Source organism: Synechococcus sp. MIT S9451 (assembly GCF_047304725.1).
In the GTDB taxonomy this organism is placed as follows: Bacteria; Cyanobacteriota; Cyanobacteriia; order PCC-6307; family Cyanobiaceae; genus Synechococcus_C.
This window is the reverse complement of the sequence record NZ_CP138971.1, coordinates 2,547,743-2,563,711: the sequence shown is the minus strand read 5'-3', so window position 1 is coordinate 2,563,711 and position 15,969 is coordinate 2,547,743. Positions and strand designations below refer to the sequence as shown.

Genomic DNA, 15,969 nt, shown 5'->3' with positions numbered 1-15,969 from the left:
CGTGGCGCTGCCAGTGATTGATTGATAAGAGGTCAGTTGTCACCATTGATCGCAAAGCGACTCGGCTTTTTTCTCTGATGTCACTGAAACACAGCTATCCTTGGCTCAGACTTGATCAATGGGCATGCATGAGGCCGGCCTCGTTTTTGATTCCGATTTGCTTGCAGGATTCAATGGCTTGAGCTTTATGCCAAAGATATGGGCAATGGGAAGCAATAGTCTCAAACCAGTTCTAAGGCTTTATGGAGATCGTATTGAGTACTGTGGCTCATTTCGTCTGAAAAAGTGTGACTACACAAACATAGAAAAAGTTGATGTGTTGACCATTCCTTTCACGAAGTCAGTTGTCTTGTATTTTAATCACACGCCAAGAACTTTCTCGGGTAATTTTCGTCGTGAACAGGATCGAGTCGCTTGCTTGAGGTCTTTTTTGGCAAAAGAGTGTCAACTGACTGAGCAGGCCCTAGTTCTTGCGGGTGTGCTGAAGCATTAGGTCAATTGTTGTTGCCAGCGCGTATCCGCGTACCCGCACGGGGGAAGGCGCCAGGCTCGGCGTCTAGAGAGTAGGGCTGAATAAATTCAGTCAGCTTTGAAAGGGAATGAGAATCAGAACCAGCTAGTGGGAAGAGAATTCATTGCTATGTCTGAAAGAGCTCTGACAAAGAACTCTCGATTCAAGAGTCGTAGGGATGTCTCTGGTCCAGGTTGTAGACCTGCGGATGATGTAGTTGAGATGAAGGAATTATCATTCAGTCAAGGGCAGGTGTCATTTTCAGAGCGAAGTGTTATCGCACGCAACTTCAAAAGCAAGAGCAAAAAGGCTGACCGCCTTCTAGGTGGTCAGTCAGAATGCGGGGACTGATGAGTATTGGCACTTAAAAGACCATCGAAGGAGGTAACGAAGTTTGCTTAATAGGTGGTTCTGATAACGGCTGCGAGGCCTTTTGTGTGTTCGGCTGATGCTTTGTGCCTAAGTGAGAAGAGCGTGCCGTGCAGGCTGAAATAAGGCCTATGGGTCCATTAATAGGCCCCGCTATTGACGAGGCCTGATTGAGACGGATTTGTCTGGATGTCAGTTGACAGGGCCAATATCTAGGTCGACAGGATCAACATCCCAGCCTCTTCTGTTCAGCATGTTTCCGCGTGATTCGGGGGTGTACATATCACCTGGCATAATGACACGGCGATTCTTAGCTTTGATGCCGTCGAGTTTGGCGAAAACTCCGCCACCAGTAATGCTCTCTAGCTGATCAAGAGTGAGCTCTGGGTTGGCCATGGTTTGAAGTGAGTTGTGGAGGTCATTCCTCCTGACTCACACAGCATCGGCGTGATCACCACCCAGCTCATTGACTGGGGTCAATAGCGGTTGTGATCCTGCTCACACCAGTGCCTTCTTCGCGGCTTCTGTAAGGTTTGCTGCTGTCATGCCTCGACTGTATGTGGGCTCCTTTCTCTTCTTGATCGCTTCGGTGTGGTGCGGTGTTCAGGGAGCGGATCAGCGTGCTCTTGGCTGCTTGTGGTCGCCACCTGTCTGGCCCCTCTAACCGGGAAACTAAACGCCACCAGGCATCTTCTGGTACGGGTCTTTGTGACGTCTGCCGAACTTTGATGCCTAAGCGTTTGCCGATCGCTAGCGAGCGCTCAATCCTTTTCTCGTAAGGGTTGATATGAGGAGGCCGCCCCTCCCAGGTGGAAGAGACGGCCTAACTCGCTCGTTTATGCATCGAACCAATTAATTCAGTGTTTCCTTGAAGGTGTGACCTCAAGCAATGGGACTGAAAGAACGTGATCGAAGCAACTGGCTCGTGGCGCCTGGGGCCAGGTTCCTAGGGGGGGAGGGTTGGTTCACTCCGTAGGGCACCTGGTGCGGTGCAGATGGAGCGCCGATCGACGTGGCGAAACCAATGCAGTGCCTGCCGAAGGGCTGTCCCTCTCACATGCGTGAAAACTGTTGGAGCAGGGGCCAGAAAGTCAGCGTGCTTCTTGGCTGTGCTCGGGTGGAGTGTCAGCCGTCATTGGCTCCTCCGATGTCGTTGGTATCAGTGTTCACCCATCCAGCGCCCAAGGCAATCGGTGCAATCGCGCATTGCACATGTGCAGCGAACTGGTCCAGCATGAATGGGATGTGCTTTTAGTTGGATCAGCTTTGATATTCAGGTTCAGGCTCTGGCTGAAGGAGCGATTCCAGTTTTGCTGCCTGCTCTTCTGTGCTCGGATTGAGCTTCCGCGCAATCAACGTATCGACTGAGAAAAGGCCTGGCCCAGCTGTCAGCACCAGCACTGCTGCAGACCAATAAAGGCCGAGCAGTTCAAGCAAATAAATATTGAATCCATTCACAACGATTGCGTGGTAAATCGCAACGCTGATAGTTCCTGCAATGGCAGCCGCGCCAAGGCGGGTGAGCAGACCGGTGATCAGCAGCCAGCTGCCAATGATTTCAGAAAAGGCTGCCACATATGACAGTGTGATCGGAAAGGGCAGATGGAGAGGACGTACAAATGCTTCGGCGAAGTTCTCGATGTTGGCGAGTTTTTCGTAGCCGTGATGGATTAACAAAACACCTGTGAACACACGCAGGATCAGGAGCCCTGCATCGGTCAGAAATGGTCGCGTCAGAACGGTGCGAAGCACAGGTTCGAAAGTTGCTTATGAAAACTTAACGGTAGCGATGGCCCTGTCGCGAGGAGCCGTGCAGTGGTCATGTCGCTTCAGGTTGACCCGCTCCCTGCGGTTGCTGTCTCAGCGGCTGCTCTCGGGCGTCAGTGTCCCTTCTCGATCAGGGTGTGTTGCTCGGCGCAAAGCTGCCTGTCATTGCTGGATCTCTCGCCAAACTGGGTTGAAGCAAACGAAGCGGGAGGCCATGGGCTTGAGAACGGTTTTGCGCCGCGTTGGCAGTTACATCCTTGGGGTGGTGGATGAGTATTGGGCCATGCGCGAGCCCAGTCAGTACAGAAACAGAGATCCCCAGTGTGAGATCCGTTGCGAGGGCGACGTCTGCGTCCGCGACGACCGCACCCTCTGACGCCTCAGCGCTTGCTTCGGCAGATGATGGTGTGCCCTCTATGCAGCAGAGCCTGCTTCCCATCCCATGGCACTGGATCAGTTGAAGGCTTTTCTTGTCCTCATGCAGGATGATCCAGCCCTGAAGCAAACCGTGCTGGCATCTTCCACAGCGGATGATGTAGCCAAGATTGCCGCAGCTCTTGGCTATGAGTTTTCCGGTGATGAACTCCTTCGCTTCTCGGGCCAGAAGGTGGGGAGAGTGACGGTGTCGAAGCAGGAAACACCCGGGGAATACAACTAAGCCCCTCGCCTCAGGGCTGACGTCATCACCCCTGAGGCCTGGATCTCGGATCCTTACTGGACGTCCATTGCCAGGAAAGCGTCATCAGCTGCCACCATTTCGGCGGCGTCTTGATGGCAGTGGCAGCCGTACAGCAGATGGGTAATGCGTCCCACCTCTAGATCACGGTCTGCGACCTCCTGCCAGAGCCTGCGAGTGAGTTCCTGGTCGGCTAGTTCGAATTGGGCCCGCCCCAGCTGCCGGGTGATCGAGAAATAGCTCTGACGGTCGTTGCGGGCTCTGCATTCCTGCGCCGCACTCACCGACATCAGCAGTGGGGTGGTCTTTGCGGAGACGACGGAGAGGCGATTCATGGCACTTCAGTGGGGGATGGTGACAAGGGAAGGCTCGCCTTCTCTTGTGGAAGAAAGACCCATCACGTTGGGTCCAGACAGTCAGCGAGCGTCTGGTCTGTGCTCGGGTGGAGTGTCGGCCGTCATCGTCACCTCCATCGTTCGTTTCCACACTTTCACCCTGGCGCCAGAATCTGCCCACCCGTTGTCATGCTCATTGTCTTTTTGAGCTTGACACCACTGGTCGTCTGAATTGAGTCGTCGCGATTCAGCCCCGGCGATCAATTCAGGGGTGTGATCTTCCCGTCAGCGGAGATTGCACTGGTTTCGACCACGGGAGGAAAGGCGAGAAAGGCCAGGCAGGTGAGGATTTCATCGAGCCCTTCATCATCTAGCGACTGGCGAATGCTGTTGCCTGAAATGGATAACCAGGCCAACAGAGTGGAACCGTCGCTGTGCACGACGCGCGTCATGGCGCCAAGCTCGTTCTGGCTCACCGCGATCCCATGCCGGTCTTCGAGGATCGCCACCACCCGTTCCAGAACATGCTGGCGATTGAGTGTGTCCTGTGCATGGAGCTCAACAAAAAGATCGGCGCCATCTGCTTCAAAGCGAACGCAATAGCAACGTGCTTCCATTCCGATGCTCCCCAGAACAGTCATCAAGACAGAGGCCAGTCGCGCCCCTGCCTCCCCATGAGGATGTCCAGTCAGAAATCAGGCAGGACACCCCTTGGGTTGGAGAAGGTCTAGTCACGTTGGTCTGATCGTGCAAGACAGTCGTCTCGGCGAAGAGCGCTGGCGACCGTTCAAGCAGGGATGAGCAGCTTTCAGCGCTCGACGACACCGCAGGCGATCCGGGCACCTCCGCCTCCTAGCGGAGGGGTGTCGCTGTAGGTGTCGCCACCTGCGTGCACGACCAGGGCTTTGCCGCGCAGATCCGCTGTGCTCAATCGGGGTGCCACCACGCTGGTTGGCGTGGTGCCGTCTTCATCCACCAGCAGGCGGCTGAGGTCGCCACGATGGCCGTTCCCGAACGGGCCAAGGTGGGTTCCACTCTCATCGGGATCCCAGTGGCCACCAGCTGCAAGCCCCGCAACGGCATCCTCTTCTGCATTGAGAGCGCTGTCGCAGCTTCCGTTGCTGTGGAGGTGGAAACCGTGTTCACCTGGGCTGAGGCCGCTGAGGCTGGGGATGATCTCAAGCCCCTGATCGCTGTCTCGAGCGCTGACGCTGCCGATGCTCTCACCCACTCCTTCAGCGCTGATGCGGCTGATGCTCACGTCGAGGCTTGCAGCCTGCGCTATTCCCGGCCAGGCCAGAGCCGCACACATCATCAGTAGGGCGAACAGTCGGCGCATGCGAAGGGCTGCAGCTATTGGCCATTCTGGGGCAGTTGATCAACCGTTTCGGTCTCCCCTGTGGCCAAGACCTCTCCTCCGACGCAACGCTTCAGCAATTGGTGGTCACGTCACTGGCGCTGGTTGGTGCCGGCCTCAATGGCTGCTGGACTGCTGACCGGTGTTGGGCTGGTCCTGGCGTTCTTGTCGTTTGTGTTTGGCTTGCTCAAAAACAACGTCCCCTATCAGCGAGCTTTGGCTGAAGCTGAGCAGAGCCTCAAGGTGAGGGAGGCGATTGGTCAGCCGATCGAGCCGGGTCTGTTTGTGAACGGGCAGTTCAGCACCAGTGGAGACAACGGCGAAGCGAAGCTCCTGATTCCGATCTCAGGGCCGAAGGGTGATGCTCAGATCCTGGTGGAGGCAACGAAACGGTCTGGCCGCTGGACCTTCTCTGTGTTGACTGTGCAGATCAATCGCACGGGGCAACGTATTGATCTGCAGAACAATGATCAGTCTTCCGGTGATCTCGTTCTGCTGATGCGAAGCGTGGTCGCTGATCTTCCGCAGGGCTGATGGCTGCGGATTGATGCAGTGAAGAGTGTGTTCGTGTTTGTTGTCTTTTCCTCGCTTTCAAGTTCGTTTTGATTTGGCCATAGAGATGGCTGTTGGGTGTGGCGTCTTCCCTGAAGTGATCCCACACTGCAGATCAATTCATGCCGTAAGGAGGGACCCGATGCTCACAACAACGACCCGCCTCAAATTGCAGGAGATTCTTGGTCGTGTGGCCCGTGGAGAAGCTGTGAGCCTGCAGGAGCGGGTTCTGGTGCAGAAATACGCTGATCGAGATCGCAGCGTTAGCACTTGGGTGCATCGTGCCCAGCGCCAGCGACAACACGCTGGCAGCGTCACCGGCCTGGATGGTCTGCTTGATGATCTCGACCTTGGTAGTGACGACCCCGCTGATCGTCATCGCCCGGAGGATGACCTTGGTGACTGGTTCGGTGGGGCCTCAGCCTGGCTGCGTCGTGACTGAACCTGTGTCTTCAGCTCAGACGGATCTTTCAGGCCCTCGTCTGATTGTGATTCAGGGCCGTGCCTATCGCCGAGTGGAATTATCCAGTCGGCATCCCCGCCGCTGGCGGCTCGAGGCACTTGAGCTTGAGGAAGCGATCGACTGGATTATTCAGGATCAGCAGAATCCTGCCGGATAAGTCATTGTGCTCAGCGTCTGACTGCAACCCGGGGCAGATAGGTATTTATTGCTGGGTACTTTGTTCTTCTCAAACTCGAGGATTCTTCGTGCTGAATCGCGATAGGTTCACCCTAAAGGTTCAGCGGAGGCTGGTAGAGATCATGCAAGGGATGACGTCCATCGGAGCAACAGATAGGCAGGATCATGGTGATGCCATTGATTCCTATTTCGACTGCATCACCAGCTGTGACATTGATGATGGCATCTGTGTTGAGCAGTGTGTGCTCGTGCATCTCAAGCAAGGAGATGATGGTGGTGGATGAGACTGACCCATTCAGGCGTGACGGGGTGATGGTGCATCGGTTTGAGGGACATGAGGGCCCGATTTATCGTCCCTGTACTGGCCACCATTGCGTGTACTGCGCTGATCTTTCCACAGCCAAGGCCTACCTGAGCTTCTGGCGGCGCCCTCCGGAGCGACGCTGCCGCAGGCGTGTCAACAGGTCTTCTCCACCTCGCTTTTGACTGCTGCTGCATTGGGTTATCGGATCGTGCGGGATGACGGGGAACACGACTCCGTGACGCGTCTGTCTTTTTCTGATTACGACGAGGCATACGACGAGTTGGAGCGCTTCTATGCCGCCACCTGTTGCTCTGATGATCGGATCGAGTACTCGATCATCAAGATCAAATCGCCTGTGTCGGACTCCTGAGCTCCGTTTGACACCAAGCACTTTTGTCAGCTTCCACTCTTTGTTTGATGGATGTGACGACAGGCGCCAGATTGCGCGAATGGCCTCAAGCTGCAGTGGTGGCTGAGTTGGTGCTGTGATCCGAAAGGAATGCACCAGTCTCGGGATCGAGATGCTGCGGAAGAACGCTGCTGATTCAGCTCAGCCTGAGTCAGTGGTGCCCAGGCGGTCGTTCGCCTATGTCGGTTGGTTGGATGCACTGCTCAATGACGACTCGTCATGGTGATGACACGGGTGTAGAGCAGTCTTCAGATTGAATCGAGTGAAGAGACTTGATCAGTTGACGGCACATGTCTCAGAATGTGCCTTTCGTTGAATCATTTGATGGCAAGCGACACTGGCACATGGGCAAACAACCAGCCCCCTTCAAACTTTGAGAAGCTTTGGCGCGGTTTGGCTCTTGTTGGAGCCATTCACCTTGGTGGGATGCTCTTGAACATCATGTTTCAAATGATGGGGAATCACTCTCTCGACAGCCTTCCAGCCAAGTTTCTCGGGCTCTGAATCCTTCAGGGGGGGGGCTTGCTGCGCAGGCTCTTCCATCGAGCGAAAAAGCATCATCTTTTCCATCTATTAATCCTTTCCTGTTGAGGTATTGGCGGGTGGGTCGATGATGCTTCAGGCCGTTCTCCACCTTTTTGATCAATTCGTGGGCACTTGCTCCACTTCTCAATCAGGGACCGTCGTCACCTTGCCTGCTCGCTGGCTGAGGCTGAGCAAGTGGCGATGCCCCGTTGGTAGCACTGACATCAGTCAAGGGGTTGCGCGCATGACGGAGCCTCGATTTTCCCCTTCGCAGGCGAGGGACAAGGGGCTGCCTTGCTTGAGCAGATTCTTGCTCTGCTTCAGCTGTTTGTAACGTCGGTTCCACTGCCCACCACAGCGATGTGGAACCTCAGTCACCTGGCGAAGCTACTCAAAAAAATCCGGAAAGAGCACACGCACCCAGGATGAACAGAGGTGACCGTGGAGAACTTAAAGCTACTCAATAGCTCTTCATAACAGGTGGAATTGCTCGCTGGTGTCCTCAAGCAAGCACCGTGCCTCCGTCTTCAGCCTCGCAGACCGAAGACCAGTGCCTGCATTGTTTGAGTAGATGCTCGCCTTGCTTGAGCTGCTTTTGTCTGAGCTTGCAGCCCACAAGCGTGTGGCAGTGCTCGTCCACTCCGTAGGTGAAGTGCTGGCAGGTCATGCAGATCCTTGCTCCCTTCCAGCTCTGAAGCTCCAGGTCGTCAATGAAAGCCCACTCCCGCATCGACACTAACGCGATTAATACATCTGTTCTACATCCGGGCGCTGCGGGTGTCGCGCCGCCTCCCTTTGGTGGGCTCCAGCTAGGGGTTCAAGCGAATGCATCAAGTGTGTTCGTGCCTACAAAAGAGTTCGCGGCGATACACAACAATGATTGGGCCCCGGGAAGGGGGCGGTCGTCAACACACACAAACCGGGGAGGCTCTGACGAGGAGCCTCCTTTTCTGTGCCGTTCGTTCCCGAAAGCGATCAGTTTTGTCTGTCGCCCAACCGCTGTGCTTTGAGCCTGCTTGCTTCTCTTGGCTGCATCCCTGGCGGGCGTTAGGCGTCTATTGCACGCTCACCCGGCTTTGACGTCTCTTGGCTAGCAGGTGGGCTCGATCCCACGCTGGTGTTATCGAGTCCGCATTTTGCAATGTCCCTGCGGGTAAGGAATGACGCGCCCTGTGTAATCAATATCTTTCATTTCACCTGTGTGGATGTTGAGCTCTGTCCAAGAGTTGGCCCTCCCATTACGGTCGGAATTGGTTCGCCACCTTCGCCAGCCTTGTTGTGCCGATTGTTGGTAGACCAGCTCTTGTTCGAACTGGAATGTATTCCCGCCAGTATCAACTAATACTCTTCCCGTACTCGGGTCCAGGGTGACCAGAAAAGTCGTACCTCTTTCTAGAGAGCCACACTTAAACACCATGGGGCAGTCGTGTGCCTGTAGTGGGAGGGGTGCGATGGCTCCGATTGCAACCAGTCCAAGCGCAGCAAACTTCATCAGCTCTCTCGTCTTGTTCTCCCTTGCTAGCTACGGCGCTCTGCGCTGAGCGTCTGGCTTCCTTGATCGAGCCACTTCCTTTGCATCGCTTCGTCCAGGTTGTTGCCATGGTGCGGCTCGATCTTTCTTGATTGACCTCAGCAGGGTTCCTCGTTGAAGCCTTTGATTGCATCCGGAGTCTCCCCTTCTCGCGGCGGTGGCGTCGGCAATCCTGTTGCCGCCACACCGATTTCTCGCAGCACGTTGTGTGGGAGATGACGTCGAGTGAATCGACGTCATCTTGATGCTGCTGGTGTCTGCCGGTTTGATCAAGTCTGCCGAGAACGCACTCAGCTCACCCAGTCGACGTCATGAGGCTCGCTCCGCCTCTGCTTGTTCCGGCTTGAACGAAAGACCGGCCGATCGCTCTCTGGCAGCACGAAGACCAAGGCAGTTCAGATTAGGCATTAAGCCTTAGTCGCTCACAAGAGAAAAACCGGCAGACTCATCAGAGCTCTTGAATTAGGCATGAAAGGACTGCACATCAACGTTGCCTTCTTTGGTTGCACTGTGGCGATGGCAGTCATGGTCATGACGTTCGTGGTGAAAGCCACGGCCTAGGCGGCCAGGCTCGCCCAGCTCTGATGCTGTTTCCTGTCGGTTGCAGGTATGGGTTGTGCCTTGCATCAGTTGATAGCCCTTGAAGGATGAATCCGGCGGAGGGTTGCGCGCACCATCGTTTGGTCTTGAGGATTCAGCCCCTGGGGGGCATCCATGCAGGTCATTCAGGTCTCGGAGCAATCCGGGGCCTCAGATCGTGCCGATCCCTAGACCGTAGTCCTCAGCTGGCTTCTCGGCTGGTACGGCAGCACTGTTCCGTTCGATCCACCCACGCAGCTCAATGTTCTGTTACATTGATCGAAACATTGCTTTACATCCCATGGGTGACACAAAGTTTGGCTTCTCTGAGTTCGCTGAATCCTGGAATGGTCGTCTGGCCATGCTCGGCTTCGTGATCGCCATCGGCACCGAGCTCTTGACGGGGCAAGGCATCCTTGGCCAAATCGGCCTCGGCTGATTCACGCTTGAATCATTCTTCCAATTCGGTTTAAGCCTCTAAGGCTTTTTGAGCACCTAGGTCAATTTGACCGGGTGCTTTTTATTGCGGGTGTCGCTGTTCCTGCTGATCGGTCACGGCTGTCATTGACTAGAGAGCTTTTGGATTTCGAGCTGGATTCACCAGGGTTTTACCAGGAGGAAGGCCTGCTTCTCACCAGTTGAGCGCAGAGGGTGTGGTCATCGGAGCTTTCGCTCCTTGCCATTCTTTATTCATCAAAACGATGACCACCCATCCCATTGCAGCCGTGACCGCATTTGGTCTGTCTCTGTCAGTCGCCGCTGTCACCGCTGCTGGCCTACTCCTTCGCACTGGCACTGCCGCTGTGGTTGAGCCCCTTGCTGAAACTGTTGATGCGTCTGCAGTACAAGACTTCCCATTGTTCAGGGCTGGAGATGCTTCCAGTCCGTACTTTGGCAGGCGAATCCACTATTTCTGATCACCAGCAGGTGTGGTTTGTTGATGTGTGTGTGCGTCCCCTTTGGCAGAGGAAACATGACTTGCAAGCTTTGTTCTGATGCTTTATGCCGAATCAATCATAAAATGGCTTTCAGGTCTAAATACGGTCTGCAAACCCAGCAAAAAGCCCCATTTTTGACGAGGCTTGGTTGAGATACTTGTTCTCAGAATCGGTTTTCTGACCTGAGGCATGTAGTACCTGAAATTTCCAGGGGCTGGTAGTCAGGATGAATGACGCGGCGATGATTCGGTTTAATGCCATCGAGTTTGGCGAAAACTCCGCCACCAGCAAAGTTCTCTAGCTGATGAAGATTGAGTTCTGTGTTGGTCATGAGTTGAAGTGAGTAGTAGAGGTCATCCCTCCGGTTTTCATGCCATCGCAGTGATTGGCTCCCGATTCGTTGATCTGTCGCAACGGTTCCTGTGATCCTGCTCACAAGAAACTCTTGGCAATAAAAAGCCCCGCATTGCGAGGCCTGATTAACATGACTATGGTTAGCTTTAACTCATCATTACTTTGCCCTCTTTATGTTTCGGTTTTTGTAGAGTCTCGCAACGAAACTATCTGGGGTTCGCAGGGCCTCTCCTGGAGGTTTGTCAGAACAGCTATTTAACTATTTATCGCTGAAGCAGGTGGGTTTGTTGTGGTAGTCGTTGTGGTAGATGAAACTGAGATTTGCCTCTAGCATGATGAAAAGCCAATAAGCAAACTCTACGGATCGTGAAGCAATCGGAATTACTGCCAGAGTCGATGACGCTTTATCCCAGCAGGATCAAGTGGATTTTGATGTTACTGGTATGTATCGGCCTTTTTGTCTCGGGTATCTTGTTAAGCGAAAACAAGCCAGAAATGATACTGGTGAGATTGTTTCTCCTGGTAGGGGGTGGCCTCGGAATTCCGCTATCCGTATGGAAGCTATGGCCGAATAGTAACTGGTTGAAACTTGGGCCGGATGGAATACGTGAGAAAGTACTATTTAGAAAGTTCCATTATCTCTGGAGTGATTTACTTTATTTTGAAATTACAACTGTTCAACATCGATCAGGATATTCTAGTAGCAAGACGGAGTTGGTGAGCTTCTGGATCAAAACCGATGAAAACAGGCACTCTTTGAGTGAGTGCTATGGGAAAAAGCCTAAAGAGCTTGTTGGTATTCTGGAGTCTTATTTGAGTAGGTATCGTTAGTCTCTGAACGAACCTATGGACTAGGACTACTGCAGCGGCTCCAACGCTTCCCGAACCTGCTCCAGAGTTGCTACGTATCCCAGAACAGCCTTGCTAGTACCTGGCACGGGATGACCAGTGATGGCTTCGAGGTCATCAGCTGCAGAGCTGAATCCAGAGATGGTGAATGCATCGGAGGGAGCGATCCCACCTCACTCATCACCCCCATCAGACCAATGACCACGATCAAAACCATCGCCGCCGCTGCTGCCTCCCTCGCCGCTGGTGCCAGCTTGATGAGCGTTGCAGGCCCTGCTGCACAAGCCAATCCCTACAACAGCTTTGGCCGTGCCGGCGGCTGTGATTCTGTCGCCATCGGTGGCGGCAACTTCAACGGTGGTGGATTCATCGCTGGCCGTGATTGCGGAGACCACCGCGACTGGGCCTCACGGGAAGCACGCCGCAATCGCCAGCACGACACCCAAACCCAACTGATTGGTCTTGGTGGTGGCCTGCTGGGCCAAATCATCAACGGCAGCCAGCAGCGTCAACAAGCTGCTTCTGTCTCGTCCTCTGAACTGGCTCGAAAAAACGCGGGACACAGCAACAGACCGCTCAGAAGACACCTGATTTCAAGGCAACAGAGATCAAGCCCCGATCCTTTGGAGTGGGGCTTTGGAATGCCCTTCTACAACTTGACCAGAACGACCAGTACTTGGCAAAAACGTACTTATGGCGTGGATAAGAGTTCTTATTGCCATAGCCAGTTCATTGGCTCCGAGTGCATCTGCTTTTGATGGATGACCTCTTTTAAGGCCTGATCGACTGCGTGAATCACCGAAGGACGCTCTCGCAACTGAAGAGCTCTCATCACGGACGATCGGCCCTGCCGCCACGGCACCTCTTTACACTTCGAAATAAATGAGCTACAATTCTTTACATACCGTTGCACAGCGCTTCGATGACTGACTATTCCGCCGCCATTTTCGGGCTGATCGCCTTCACTGCTGTTATTTCAGCCGCGGTCGTTTACGTGCTAGCGCAGCCCACAGACCTTCCCGTTATCAAAAACTCTCAAGCCAAGGCCTGAATTATGTCTATAGACGCGCGCTGTCAAGAGCAAAAGTCGGCCGCCGACCGGATGTTCATGGACTTCAAGTATTCGAAGCCAGGATCAAAAGACCAGGTCCGGTCACTGTTAACTCTCAGCTTCCTCGTTGGTATGTGGGCGGATTTCCTCGATAACGAAGAAAGGCGAATGAGCGCTGCTCTGTCGTTGCGGGCAGGTGCATAGCTCTAAGTGAAGCTCGGTCTTGAATCCTGGTCTGAGCTTCAATTTTTTGTTCTGGTGCGCTGACTCATTGGAGCTGCCTCTACCCCAGTGACTCGTTTCAACTCTCTGCTCTATGTGCAGACCTAACACTCAGCATTTTTATTGTGCGGAATGATTCGTACGTCCACCTCTTAGATGGTCACTAAGGTCCTCACAGATGCTCAGCGCTTCAAGATCGATCAAGAGCCCGACCATATTTTTTACCAGCATCCACGCTTCGTTCAGCACCTTGATAAACCGTTTCGTACTCGCCTGACTGAGTTCTACAGAGAGCAGATTCCGCCCTGCGCCACAGTTCTCGACCTCGGTTCAAGCTGGGTTAGTCATCTTCCTGACAACGTTCGCTACGAGAGGATTATCGGCCACGGAATGAATGACGCTGAACTCTCGGCAAACCCGAGGCTCGATAGCTATTTTGTTCAGGACTTCAACCTGGATCCCTCCATTCCGCTTCAGGAGGGGTTCGTGGATGTTTGCATAGTCGTTGCAGCTTGGCAATATTGGACGAGGCCTGAGGAAGTTGCAGCCGAGATGCTGCGAGTGACACGGTCGAACGGGACCGCGATCGTGGCCTTCTCCAACCGCATGTTTTTTACTAAAGCTCCGCAGGTCTGGACCGACGGCGATGATTGTGAGCACCTTGACTACGTCGGCACCGTTCTTCAATCGAACGGATGGGGTGATGTAAAGGTCAAGGCTGAAGAAACCAAAAAAGACGGCCTCATAGGACTGATGGGAGGCAAGGGTGACCCGTTCTTTGCCGTGACTGCCCGCAAGCAGATTTAGCATTCCTCCAGCACACACTTGGTGGTTGAGATCAGGTAGGTGCCGCTGTCGCGCACGATTTTCCACTTGGCCTCAGTTCATTAATTAGCTCTCGGCTCACAGCTTTTATCACCACTGGCTGGAATACATGATCTGATCGTTTATCGTCTCAATGCATGATGACTGATCAAATCTCCAAGCTTCTCACTTCGTTTAAGGCGCTGATGGACGGCTTCAGGGAATGGACAGACTCGGCCTGCACCATGTACATCAATTGGCGTTAAGACATCAATTGCTTATTAGCTGGTTGTATCGCTCTCTCCATCAATTTCTCCATACTTTCATCCCCCCCCCGTCACCGGAGTGTCTTTATTAGCGCTTGCAGGTGCGGAGAAGAGAAAAGGGAAAGGCCATCTCCAATAGCGAACCTCTCCGATATTGGCGACTTAGACCTACCCAGAGCCGCCATAAATATATTGGCAAGTCTGAAGACAAACCGTGAGCTGCTTAGGAAATTTGCCAAGAAGAAAGGAGGGAGTACAACCACGTCTCCCCCATATCGGTGACGAACAGCTGTCAGCATGTCACCAAAACTACTCTGGCAACTATTCAATCAAAACGTGAGTTGAAGAAGGAGGGAATAGAGATACATTCCCTCTACTTCTAGTGACTGTGGGTGGAGAAGCCCAGTCACCGGCTGCATTATGGCTGACCTATTCTCTAACCGCGAGTAGAGAAAAGGGCCTCTGCGAAGTGAGGCACCCGTCGTCTCCTCCCTAATCCTAGAAACGGGGAGGTTGCAACCGCGAGTCCAATCTTCTGCTAAGGCGCGCTAAGTGTGAATACTCATTCTTGCTGCTTAAAAAAGAGTGAGGTGTCACGCTTAGGCTTCTCGCCTAGATCGGTGGCGAAACAAGCCAAAGTGGGTTGATTGCCAGTTTGGTTGTCTCTAGGACAGGTTTGGTCGTTGATCAGAAACTTGCTTTCAGGTATGAGGCAAATTTCAGTTTTGATTGTTAGGTCATTAAGGGCCTTGTTCGTTTGAGGTTAGGGCAAAGTGTCTCAGTGTTATATGATCTACCGCAAAACATTATGTCGAGATCAATGAGGGTTTGCCCGCGTTTGGTTGGTCAGGCTGTCAGCCTGATTGTAATTTCATGATTCAAGCTTGCTCAGGCTGAATGGGTTGTCTTGTTGATAAAGCTTCGTTCTGATCTCTCTTTCATCGTCAAAGTCTTCGCAGTCGCTGTTTTTGTTGCAGCGTGCGCCAGCAAGGCAATACAACCTCTATGCAAGCCAGAGGTGAAGAGTTGACATAAATCTGGATGAGACTCATCACTGATCTTTGCCAATGATTCTGCGGAGACTTTGGATGTGCTTCAGGGGGGTTAGGCCTTCACCGCTTTCCTGGTTTAGTCAAAACCTGCTGTATCCGAGTTTTGTCCCGAAGATCTTCAGTGGCAGCCCAAAGGACTCCATCAGCAAGCGGCACTCCTCGCCAACCGTGCCATAGACCTCGATGCTGAAGCCGTCTCCAAGCTCAGCATGCTTCTCGAGATACTCCTGCACCGGAGGGTTGGAGACATGGGCCGCAAATGCTGCGTCATTGGCATAGACCTCTGACCAAACAAAAGCTTGTGGATCCTCGGGGTCTTGATCAAAGGTGTGATGGAGCATGCCTGGCTCGGACGCTTGGACAGCCGCATCAGTCACGCGTGCAAGCTCCAGATACTGGTCCACACAGCCCGGCTTCACGTGAATGCGTGCCAAGAGCATGAAGGGGCTGGTCTTGTCGAAGGTCGCCATTCCGAGCAGCGAAGCTATCTGACTATGGCGTGCATTCTCCAGTGTGTCTGTTCAACCAGTGCCGCTCAACTGTGGACACGTCGCAATCGGGAGCCCAGCCCACGTCCAGCCAGATCAAAACGAGCGCTTGTGATCAGTGCAGTAAAGCTTCTTTGGTCTCCCCCAAGCGGGAAAATAAGCATCAGTTTGTTTGATTCGTTCTGAGGGTGGTCGATGGCCATGACGTTTGTGCATAAGCCGTTTCCATCGCGTTGAGAGATGGTTGAGCAGAATCTCGTCACGCCAATGACCGATTTGATGCTGGATCCAGAGTGACGGCTCTCCTGCATGGCTGAGGAAGCCAGCCATCGCGCCATTGTTGGGGATGCAGAGGTGTTTGTGCACCTGTAACAGCTCAATCAAAAAGAG

The 15,969-nt window shown here is 53.6% G+C and carries 22 protein-coding genes; 13 read left to right on the top strand and 9 right to left on the bottom strand.

The window, feature by feature from the left end; translation table 11 throughout:
* Positions 1-118: 118 nt before the first annotated feature.
* Complete coding sequence (locus tag SIB72_RS13385; RefSeq protein ID WP_413744162.1) at positions 119-493, top strand: hypothetical protein; 375 nt, start codon at positions 119-121, stop codon at positions 491-493.
* A gap of 579 nt (positions 494-1,072) precedes the next feature.
* Here the strand turns inward: SIB72_RS13385 and SIB72_RS13380 are convergent.
* Together SIB72_RS13380 and SIB72_RS13375 are read right to left on the bottom strand one after the other, a co-directional pair.
* The gene (locus SIB72_RS13380; RefSeq protein WP_413744161.1) at positions 1,073-1,276 is read right to left on the bottom strand and encodes a CCRG-2 family RiPP; all 204 of its coding nucleotides are present in this window, start codon (positions 1,274-1,276) and stop codon (positions 1,073-1,075) included.
* 864 nt (positions 1,277-2,140) lie between these two features.
* The gene (locus SIB72_RS13375) at positions 2,141-2,632 is read right to left on the bottom strand and encodes a DoxX family protein (RefSeq protein ID WP_115120412.1); all 492 of its coding nucleotides are present in this window, start codon (positions 2,630-2,632) and stop codon (positions 2,141-2,143) included.
* A gap of 205 nt (positions 2,633-2,837) precedes the next feature.
* Here SIB72_RS13375 and SIB72_RS13370 point away from each other — a divergent pair, with 205 nt between their 5' ends.
* Positions 2,838-3,023 (top strand): hypothetical protein, encoded by a 186-nt coding sequence (locus SIB72_RS13370; RefSeq protein ID WP_115120413.1) that lies wholly within the window; start codon positions 2,838-2,840, stop codon positions 3,021-3,023.
* Positions 3,024-3,089: 66 nt separating this feature from the next.
* Positions 3,090-3,305, top strand: a complete 216-nt coding sequence (locus tag SIB72_RS13365; protein ID WP_115120414.1) for a Nif11-like leader peptide family natural product precursor — start codon at positions 3,090-3,092, stop codon at positions 3,303-3,305.
* 53 nt (positions 3,306-3,358) lie between these two features.
* Here SIB72_RS13365 and SIB72_RS13360 read toward each other — a convergent pair whose 3' ends face one another.
* The 3 genes from SIB72_RS13360 to sodC form a co-directional block, all read right to left on the bottom strand.
* Positions 3,359-3,658 carry a hypothetical protein gene (locus SIB72_RS13360; RefSeq protein WP_115120415.1) on the bottom strand — a complete coding sequence of 100 codons (300 nt, stop codon included), beginning with the start codon at positions 3,656-3,658 and terminating at the stop codon, positions 3,359-3,361.
* Positions 3,659-3,918: 260 nt separating this feature from the next.
* Positions 3,919-4,299: a hypothetical protein gene (locus SIB72_RS13355; protein WP_137007056.1), complete on the bottom strand. Its 381-nt coding sequence runs from the start codon at positions 4,297-4,299 to the stop codon at positions 3,919-3,921.
* A gap of 167 nt (positions 4,300-4,466) precedes the next feature.
* The gene (gene sodC, locus SIB72_RS13350) at positions 4,467-4,997 is read right to left on the bottom strand and encodes a superoxide dismutase family protein (RefSeq protein WP_115120417.1); all 531 of its coding nucleotides are present in this window, start codon (positions 4,995-4,997) and stop codon (positions 4,467-4,469) included.
* Between the two features lie 60 nt (positions 4,998-5,057).
* On the opposite strand from sodC, the gene SIB72_RS13345 reads away from it, so the two are divergent.
* From SIB72_RS13345 to SIB72_RS13325, 5 genes are all read left to right on the top strand, one after another.
* Complete coding sequence (locus tag SIB72_RS13345) at positions 5,058-5,549, top strand: cytochrome c oxidase assembly factor Coa1 family protein (protein WP_115120418.1); 492 nt, start codon at positions 5,058-5,060, stop codon at positions 5,547-5,549.
* A 160-nt stretch (positions 5,550-5,709) separates the two neighbouring features.
* Positions 5,710-6,009, top strand: coding sequence for a hypothetical protein (locus SIB72_RS13340; protein WP_115120419.1), 300 nt, complete (start codon positions 5,710-5,712; stop codon positions 6,007-6,009).
* Positions 6,002-6,187: a hypothetical protein gene (locus tag SIB72_RS13335; protein ID WP_115120420.1), complete on the top strand. Its 186-nt coding sequence runs from the start codon at positions 6,002-6,004 to the stop codon at positions 6,185-6,187. Before SIB72_RS13340 ends, SIB72_RS13335 begins: the two co-directional genes overlap by 8 nt.
* A gap of 151 nt (positions 6,188-6,338) precedes the next feature.
* Positions 6,339-6,491: a hypothetical protein gene (locus SIB72_RS13330; RefSeq protein WP_170953864.1), complete on the top strand. Its 153-nt coding sequence runs from the start codon at positions 6,339-6,341 to the stop codon at positions 6,489-6,491.
* Positions 6,492-6,689: 198 nt separating this feature from the next.
* Positions 6,690-6,881 (top strand): hypothetical protein, encoded by a 192-nt coding sequence (locus tag SIB72_RS13325; RefSeq protein WP_413744160.1) that lies wholly within the window; start codon positions 6,690-6,692, stop codon positions 6,879-6,881.
* 1,066 nt (positions 6,882-7,947) lie between these two features.
* Here SIB72_RS13325 and SIB72_RS13320 read toward each other — a convergent pair.
* Both SIB72_RS13320 and SIB72_RS13315 read right to left on the bottom strand, forming a co-directional pair.
* Positions 7,948-8,175 (bottom strand): hypothetical protein, encoded by a 228-nt coding sequence (locus tag SIB72_RS13320; protein WP_413744159.1) that lies wholly within the window; start codon positions 8,173-8,175, stop codon positions 7,948-7,950.
* A 1,263-nt stretch (positions 8,176-9,438) separates the two neighbouring features.
* Positions 9,439-9,603, bottom strand: a complete 165-nt coding sequence (locus tag SIB72_RS13315) for a hypothetical protein (RefSeq protein ID WP_413744158.1) — start codon at positions 9,601-9,603, stop codon at positions 9,439-9,441.
* A gap of 253 nt (positions 9,604-9,856) precedes the next feature.
* On the opposite strand from SIB72_RS13315, the gene SIB72_RS13310 reads away from it, so the two are divergent.
* Both SIB72_RS13310 and SIB72_RS13305 read left to right on the top strand, forming a co-directional pair.
* Positions 9,857-9,994, top strand: a complete 138-nt coding sequence (locus SIB72_RS13310; protein ID WP_115018854.1) for a chlorophyll a/b-binding protein — start codon at positions 9,857-9,859, stop codon at positions 9,992-9,994.
* Between the two features lie 262 nt (positions 9,995-10,256).
* Positions 10,257-10,472, top strand: a complete 216-nt coding sequence (locus tag SIB72_RS13305) for a hypothetical protein (RefSeq protein ID WP_413744157.1) — start codon at positions 10,257-10,259, stop codon at positions 10,470-10,472.
* 184 nt (positions 10,473-10,656) lie between these two features.
* On the opposite strand, the gene SIB72_RS13300 is transcribed toward SIB72_RS13305, so the two are convergent.
* Positions 10,657-10,824, bottom strand: a complete 168-nt coding sequence (locus SIB72_RS13300) for a hypothetical protein (RefSeq protein WP_170953873.1) — start codon at positions 10,822-10,824, stop codon at positions 10,657-10,659.
* 1,069 nt (positions 10,825-11,893) lie between these two features.
* Here SIB72_RS13300 and SIB72_RS13295 point away from each other — a divergent pair.
* The 3 genes from SIB72_RS13295 (at position 11,894) to SIB72_RS13285 (ending at position 13,776) form a co-directional block, all read left to right on the top strand.
* Positions 11,894-12,454 (top strand): hypothetical protein, encoded by a 561-nt coding sequence (locus SIB72_RS13295; protein WP_413744156.1) that lies wholly within the window; start codon positions 11,894-11,896, stop codon positions 12,452-12,454.
* A 164-nt stretch (positions 12,455-12,618) separates the two neighbouring features.
* A complete protein-coding gene (locus tag SIB72_RS13290; protein WP_413744155.1) occupies positions 12,619-12,747 on the top strand; it encodes a hypothetical protein in 129 nt (42 codons plus the stop codon).
* Positions 12,748-13,125: 378 nt separating this feature from the next.
* On the top strand, positions 13,126-13,776 hold the full coding sequence (locus SIB72_RS13285) for a class I SAM-dependent methyltransferase (protein ID WP_413744154.1): 651 nt from the start codon (positions 13,126-13,128) through the stop codon (positions 13,774-13,776).
* Positions 13,777-15,171: 1,395 nt separating this feature from the next.
* Here the strand turns inward: SIB72_RS13285 and SIB72_RS13280 are convergent.
* Complete coding sequence (locus SIB72_RS13280) at positions 15,172-15,561, bottom strand: putative quinol monooxygenase (RefSeq protein ID WP_413744153.1); 390 nt, start codon at positions 15,559-15,561, stop codon at positions 15,172-15,174.
* Between the last annotated feature and the right edge of the window lie 408 nt (positions 15,562-15,969).